General features: G+C 66.9%; 5 protein-coding genes, 1 tRNA gene and 1 pseudogene. 5 read left to right on the top strand and 2 right to left on the bottom strand.

Annotation, left to right across the window (positions count from 1 at the left end):
* Positions 1-304 precede the first annotated feature (304 nt).
* Positions 305-454 (top strand): annotated as a pseudogene (locus B1A74_RS14455) (DUF4172 domain-containing protein); the annotation flags it as partial.
* A gap of 226 nt (positions 455-680) precedes the next feature.
* Here B1A74_RS14455 and B1A74_RS03750 read toward each other — a convergent pair.
* Positions 681-756 (bottom strand) — tRNA-Asn (locus B1A74_RS03750).
* A 36-nt stretch (positions 757-792) separates the two neighbouring features.
* Positions 793-1,983, bottom strand: coding sequence for a pyridoxal phosphate-dependent aminotransferase (locus B1A74_RS03745; protein ID WP_018946004.1), 1,191 nt, complete (start codon positions 1,981-1,983; stop codon positions 793-795).
* Between the two features lie 62 nt (positions 1,984-2,045).
* On the opposite strand from B1A74_RS03745, the gene uvrB reads away from it, so the two are divergent.
* The 4 genes from uvrB (at position 2,046) to B1A74_RS03725 (ending at position 6,374) form a co-directional block, all read left to right on the top strand.
* Complete coding sequence (uvrB, locus tag B1A74_RS03740) at positions 2,046-4,127, top strand: excinuclease ABC subunit UvrB (protein ID WP_077243799.1); 2,082 nt, start codon at positions 2,046-2,048, stop codon at positions 4,125-4,127.
* A 27-nt stretch (positions 4,128-4,154) separates the two neighbouring features.
* Entirely contained in the window at positions 4,155-5,207 is a 1,053-nt protein-coding gene (nagZ, locus tag B1A74_RS03735) for a beta-N-acetylhexosaminidase (protein ID WP_018946006.1), read from the top strand.
* 118 nt (positions 5,208-5,325) lie between these two features.
* Complete coding sequence (locus B1A74_RS03730; protein WP_018946007.1) at positions 5,326-5,694, top strand: DsrE family protein; 369 nt, start codon at positions 5,326-5,328, stop codon at positions 5,692-5,694.
* A 128-nt stretch (positions 5,695-5,822) separates the two neighbouring features.
* Positions 5,823-6,374 (top strand): hypoxanthine-guanine phosphoribosyltransferase, encoded by a 552-nt coding sequence (locus B1A74_RS03725; protein WP_077243798.1) that lies wholly within the window; start codon positions 5,823-5,825, stop codon positions 6,372-6,374.
* Positions 6,375-6,382 lie beyond the last annotated feature (8 nt).

The raw sequence follows: 6,382 nt of genomic DNA, 5'->3' as shown, positions 1-6,382 counted from the left end.
GCACCCGCCCCGACCAGCGCGCCCGGGCCACCCCCGCACGGTTTCCCCACAGCCCGCCACCGGATCCGTCCATGCTCCATCCCCGCACCACAGTCGCCAGTGCCCGCCAGTTTCCCGCACCCGGGTCGGATCGCGCCAGCGGGCGGAGACCATCATGCCCTGTAGCCCGGTCGTGGCGGGGTGGAATCGGGATGGATATCGTGGCGCTCGGCCGGAGAGATCCTGCGAATCAAGAGCGGGATCCTGGCCAGAATGTGGGGCCTGCTCGCAGGCGAAGTCCCGGCTGGTTCGTGCGGAGAATAGCGTGGGAAACCTCCGGGAAGCCGCCGGCTGGCCGAACTGGAACTGGGGTGCGGAGCGCATTGCCCGCCCGCTGGCCGCAGCGGCCCGGGAACAGGGCCGTCTGCTCGGGCGGATGCAGGGCGTGGGGTTCGCGCTGCGGGACAAGACCAGCGACTCAACCTGGAATTGACCCATTGGGACCAGGCCAACGCCGATACCCTTCGACCCCGCTACGGCGGGTTTTTTGTGTCGGAACATAGTCCGTGTCCGCGATGGCGTTGGTACTCGCAGAACGACCGTTGGTACACGCTCCTGTACACGACTCGCGAAGTGGTACAAATCCGGGTACACAAACGAAAAAGGCCAACCCGAAGGCTGGCCTAAGTCGTTGTTTTGTTTGGCTCCCCGGGACGGGCTCGAACCGCCGACCTAGTGATTAACAGTCACCCGCTCTACCGACTGAGCTACCGGGGAATTAGCCGCGTATCGTATAGCCCGATCCGGGGTCCGTCAAGCGTTTCGGGAGGCGAACTCGCGCAGGCGTTCCAGTGCCTTGTCCAGCATCTCCAGGCTGGTGGCGAAGGACACGCGCAGATGCCCGGGGGCCCCGAACGCGCTGCCCGGGACCAGGGCCACGCCGGCCTCGTCCAGCAGTCGCTCGCCGAGGGCCACGTCGCTGTCGACCCCGGCACGTTCCATCAGGCCGGTGACCCGCGGGAAGCAGTAGAAGGTACCGTCGGGCATGCGGCATTCGATGCCGTCGATGGCGTTGAGGCCGTCCACCACGTGCCGCGCGCGCTGGGCGAACGCCGAACACATCTGGCGCACGCAGGTCTGGTCGCCGTTGAGGGCGGCTTCGGCGGCTGCCTGGGCGATGGAGGTCGGGTTGGAGGTGCTCTGCGACTGGATCTTCTTCATCGCGCCGATCAGCTCGGCGGGGCCGCCGGCGTAGCCGATGCGCCAGCCGGTCATGGCGTAGGCCTTGGACACGCCATTGAGGACGACAGTGCGCTCCAGCAGGTCGGGGGCCGCGTTGACGATATTCACGAACTCGGTTTCGCCGAAGCGGATGTGTTCGTACATGTCGTCGGTGGCGATGACGATCTGCGGATGGCGCCGCAGCACCTCGGCGAGGGCCTCCAGTTCACCGCGCGAGTAGGCGGCGCCGGTGGGGTTGGAGGGGCTGTTCAGGAAGATCAGCCGGGTGTTGCCGGTGATCGCGGCTTCGAGGGTCTCCGGTCGCAGCTTGAAGCCTTCTTCCTGCGAGGCGCTCACGATGACGGGCCGCGCGCCGGCCAGCATCGCGATGTCGGGGTAGGAGACCCAGTAGGGGGCCGGCACGATCACTTCGTCACCCGGATTGAGCAGGGCCTGGCACAGGTTGAAGATGCTCTGCTTGCCGCCGGAGGAGACCAGGATTTGCCCGGGAGTGAACGTGAGCTCGTTATCACGTTCAAACTTGCGGATGATGGCGTCCTTCAGACCGGCCGTGCCGTCGACCGCGGTGTACTTGGTCTCACCGCGGGCAAGCGCATCAATCGCCGCCTGCTTGATATGCTCCGGCGTATCGAAGTCCGGCTCGCCGGCCCCCAGCCCCACGATGTCGCGGCCTTCGGCGCGCAGCCGGGCGGCCAGGGCCGTCACGGCCAGGGTGGGGGAGGGCTGGATGCGCTGTACACGATCGGATAGCTGGATTTCCAAGGGACTGCCTCGATGTGGATGGGGTCGAGCAGGCGGAGAGGCCGACCGGCTCGCGGCCCGAAATGATACTGAAATCAGACGCGGAGGATAAGCGGTTGGCGGAACATGAAGATGGAACGTTCCGGGTGGTATCGAAATACCAGCCGGCGGGGGACCAGCCCCAGGCCATTCGCGAACTGACCCGGGGCATCGAAGACGGCCTGGCGCACCAGGTCCTGCTGGGCGTGACGGGTTCGGGCAAGACCTTCACCGTCGCCAACGTGGTGGAGAACCTGCAGCGCCCGACGATCGTGCTGGCGCCCAACAAGACGCTGGCCGCGCAGCTCTACGGCGAGTTCAAGGAGTTCTTCCCCAACAACGCGGTGGAGTATTTCGTTTCGTATTACGACTACTACCAGCCGGAGGCCTACGTCCCGTCCTCGGATACGTATATCGAGAAGGACGCGTCGATTAACGACCACATCGAGCAGATGCGCCTGTCGGCCACGCGCGCGCTGCTGGAACGCCGCGATGCCATCATCGTCGCCTCGGTCTCGGCCATCTACGGCCTGGGCGACCCGCGCAAGTATCTGTCCATGGTGCTGCACCTCAAGCGCGGCGAGCGCATCGACCAGCGCGACCTGCTGCGGCGCCTGGCCGAACTGCAGTACACCCGCAACGACACCGAACTGCGCCGCGCGACCTACCGGGTGCGCGGCGAGGTGATCGACATCCATCCGGCGGAATCCGAACGCGAGGCGGTACGCATTGAGCTGTTCGATGACGAGATCGAGCGGCTGTCGTACTTCGACCCGCTGACCGGCGAGGTGTCGGGCACGGTGCCGCGCCTGACGATCTACCCCAAGACCCACTACGTCACCCCCCGCGAGACCCTGCTGGAGGCGGTGGACAAGATCCGCGACGAGCTGAAGGAGCGCCTGGATTTCCTGCGCCAGGAGAACCGGCTGGTGGAGGCCCAGCGCCTGGAACAGCGCACCCAGTTCGATCTGGAGATGATCCTGGAGATCGGCTACTGCAACGGGATCGAGAACTACTCGCGCTATCTCTCCGGACGCGCGCCGGGCGAGCCGCCGCCGACCTTCTTCGACTACCTGCCCGAAGACGCCTTGCTGGTGATCGACGAGTCGCACGTATCGGTGCCGCAGGTGGGCGGGATGTTCAAGGGCGACCGTTCGCGCAAGGAGACCCTGGTGGAGTACGGCTTCCGCCTGCCGTCGGCGCTGGACAACCGGCCGATGCGCTTCGAGGAATTCGAGCAGCTGATGCCGCAGACCATCCACGTCTCGGCCACGCCGGGGCCGTACGAGCGCGAGCACGCCGGCGCCATCATCGACCAGGTGGTACGGCCCACCGGGCTGCTGGACCCGGAACTGGAGGTGCGCCCGGTGGCTTCCCAGGTGGACGACTGCCTGTCCGAGATCCGCGACCGGGTGGAGCGCGACGAACGCACCCTGATCACCACGCTGACCAAGCGCATGGCCGAGGATCTGACCGACTACCTGTCGGAGCACGGCGTGCGCGTGCGTTACCTGCACTCGGATATCGACACGGTCGAGCGCATGGAGATCATCCGCGACCTGCGTCTGGGCGAATTCGACGTGCTGGTGGGGATCAACCTGCTGCGCGAGGGCCTGGACATGCCCGAGGTCTCGCTGGTGGCGATCTTCGACGCCGACAAGGAGGGCTTCCTGCGCTCCGACCGCTCGCTGATCCAGACGATCGGCCGCGCGGCGCGCAACGTGCGCGGCAAGGCGATCCTGTACGCGGACACCATCACCGGCTCGATGCGCCGCGCGATCGACGAGACCGAACGCCGCCGCGCCCGCCAGATCGAGCACAACGAGGCCCACGGAATCACGCCCGAAGGCATCCACAAGAGCGTGGCGGATATCCTCGAGGCCGGTCAGGCCGCGCCCGGCACCCGGCGCAAGTCCGGCGAGCGCAAGGGCGCGGACAACAAGGTGGCCGAGGAGGCCGCCGACTACGTCGACGCGCCACAGAATGCGGCGCGCGAGATCGAGCGTCTGGAACAGGAGATGTTCCAGAAGGCGCGCGACCTGGAGTTCGAGGAGGCGGCGCGTCTGCGCGACCGCATCGAGAAGCTCAAGGCCCTCGCTTTCCTGCCCGAGGCCTCGCTATCCTGATGCGCCCCTGACACCCCGGACCCGCCCATGCGCACACAGGATCCCCGCCCGCCCGGCGTGGTCATGCTCGACCTCGTCGGCACCGAACTGACCACCGAAGACCGCGAACGCCTTCAGCACCCCGCGACCGGCGGGGTGATCCTGTTCGACCGCAATGTCGGCGGGCCCGAACAGGTGCGCGCCCTGACCGGCGCGATCCGCCGTGAGCGCCCCGAACTGCTGATCGCGGTGGATCAGGAAGGAGGGCGGGTACAGCGCCTGCGCGAGGGCTTCACCCGCTTCCCGCCGATGCGCAGCCTCGGGGAGCTGCATGACCAGGTGCCGACACGGGCGCGCGAACTGGCCCGTGCCGCCGGCGAACTGCTTGCCCTGGAGCTGCAGTCGGTGGGCATCGATTTCAGCTTTACGCCAGTGCTGGACCGGGATCTGGAGATCAGCGAAGTCATCGGCGACCGTGCATTTCATGACGATCCCGCGGTGATCGCGGAACTCGGGCTGGCATTCGTACGCGGTCTGACCGCCGCCGGCATGGCCTCGGTGGGCAAGCATTTCCCCGGACACGGGGCCGTGGCCGCAGACTCGCACGTGGCCGTGCCGGAGGATCCGCGCCCGCTGGCCGAGATCGAGGCCGGAGATATCGAGGCATTCCGGCCACTGACAGGGCATCTGGAAGGGATGATGCCGGCGCATGTAGTGTATTCCGCTGTGGATGCGCGGCCCGCCGGATTCTCCCGTACCTGGCTTCAGGCCATCCTGCGCCGTGAGACGGGCTTCCAGGGGGCGATCTTCTCCGACGACCTCGCGATGGCCGGCGCCGAAACCATGGGCTCGCCCGCCGAGCGGGCGGACGCAGCCCTGGAGGCGGGCTGCGACATGATCCTGATCTGCAATCGCCCGCAGGAGGCCGATACAATCCTCGATCACCTGCGCGAACACCAGCAGAATGCCGACACCCGGGCGCGCCTGCGGCGCATGCACGCCCGGGCCGTGGAGAGCGATCCGCGCCGTCGCGAGGCCCTGCGCGTCCAGCTGCACGCCTGGCTGGAAGCGGGCCATGCAAGCCCGACGAAGGGTTCCTGACCGCAGCGTTTGCCGCCCCGTTGGCGCCGGGCTACCGACCCGCCTATAATGCGCCACCGGTTCGACACTGAGCTGCTAATAATATACTTAACCAATCCCACAATGATGGAGAATCGTCATGGCCGATAAGCTCATGATCGTCATGGTCAACACCGACCCGAACAATCCGTCCGAACTCGGCGCTCCGTTCTTCCAGGCCACCGTGGCCGCCGCCATGGAATACGACGTCGAGGTCGTGATGACCGGCCGTGCCGGCGAACTGGCCAAGAAGGGCGTGGCCGAGAATCTGTTCGTGCAGGAAGGCAGCAGCAAGAGCGTCTACGACTTCATCAAGGACGCCCACGAAGCCGGCGTCGTGCTGAAGGTCTGCACCCCGACGCTGGACCTGTGGGGCAACGACCTGATCGACGAAGTCGAGGAAACCGTGGGCGGCGCCTACGTGATCTCCGAGGCGATGGACGACGACACCGTCACCTTCACCTACTGAGGCGAAGCGACGGAATCCGTCGAGTGACCGGCCGGCCCCAGCGTCGGCCGGTCCTGTTTCGGGGCGGGGCATTCGCCACGCCCGCAGGCCGGGACTCCGCTTCCGGCCCCAGACGACCGGGGACCCGCATGAATCCCGAACAGGCACGTGCCACGCTCCGCGACGCCGACTGTCTGTACAGCCGTGACGCGGTGGAAACCGCCATCGACCGACTGGCCGAACGCACCGCGCATCAACTGGCGGACGAGAACCCGCTGGTGCTGGGCGTGATGAACGGCGGAGTGGTCCTGCTGGGCGGGCTGCTCACCCGCTGGTCCTTCCCCATGCAGGTCGATTACCTGCACGCTACCCGCTATCGCGGCGCCACGCGCGGCGAGGAACAGCTGCACTGGCTGTCCCTGCCGCACCAGTCCATGCAGGGACGCACCGTCGTGATCGTCGACGACATCCTCGACGGCGGCATCACCCTGGCCGGCATCCAGAACTTCTGCCGGGAGCAGGGCGCCCGTCGCCTGGTCACCATCGTGCTGGTGGACAAGGCCACCCCCGAGCGGGACCCGTCGATTACGGCCGACCATGCCGCCCTCGAAGCGCCGAACCGCTATCTGTTCGGCTACGGGATGGACTACCAGGACTATCTGCGCAACGCGCCCGGCATATTTGCCGTGGCCGAAAACTGAGACACCAT

The organism is Thioalkalivibrio halophilus (assembly GCF_001995255.1).
Classification (GTDB): Bacteria; Pseudomonadota; Gammaproteobacteria; order Ectothiorhodospirales; family Ectothiorhodospiraceae; genus Thioalkalivibrio; species Thioalkalivibrio halophilus.
This window is presented reverse-complemented; position numbering and strand designations above follow the sequence as displayed.

What these genes read in the sequence shown, in the direction of transcription:
- uvrB (WP_077243799.1), top strand. Translation starts at nt 2,046, where the DNA reads ATGATACTGAAATCAGACGCGGAGGATAAGCGGTTGGCGGAACATGAA.
- nagZ (WP_018946006.1), top strand. Translation starts at nt 4,155, where the DNA reads ATGCGCACACAGGATCCCCGCCCGCCCGGCGTGGTCATGCTCGACCTC.
- B1A74_RS03730 (WP_018946007.1), top strand. Translation starts at nt 5,326, where the DNA reads ATGGCCGATAAGCTCATGATCGTCATGGTCAACACCGACCCGAACAAT.
- B1A74_RS03725 (WP_077243798.1), top strand. Translation starts at nt 5,823, where the DNA reads ATGAATCCCGAACAGGCACGTGCCACGCTCCGCGACGCCGACTGTCTG.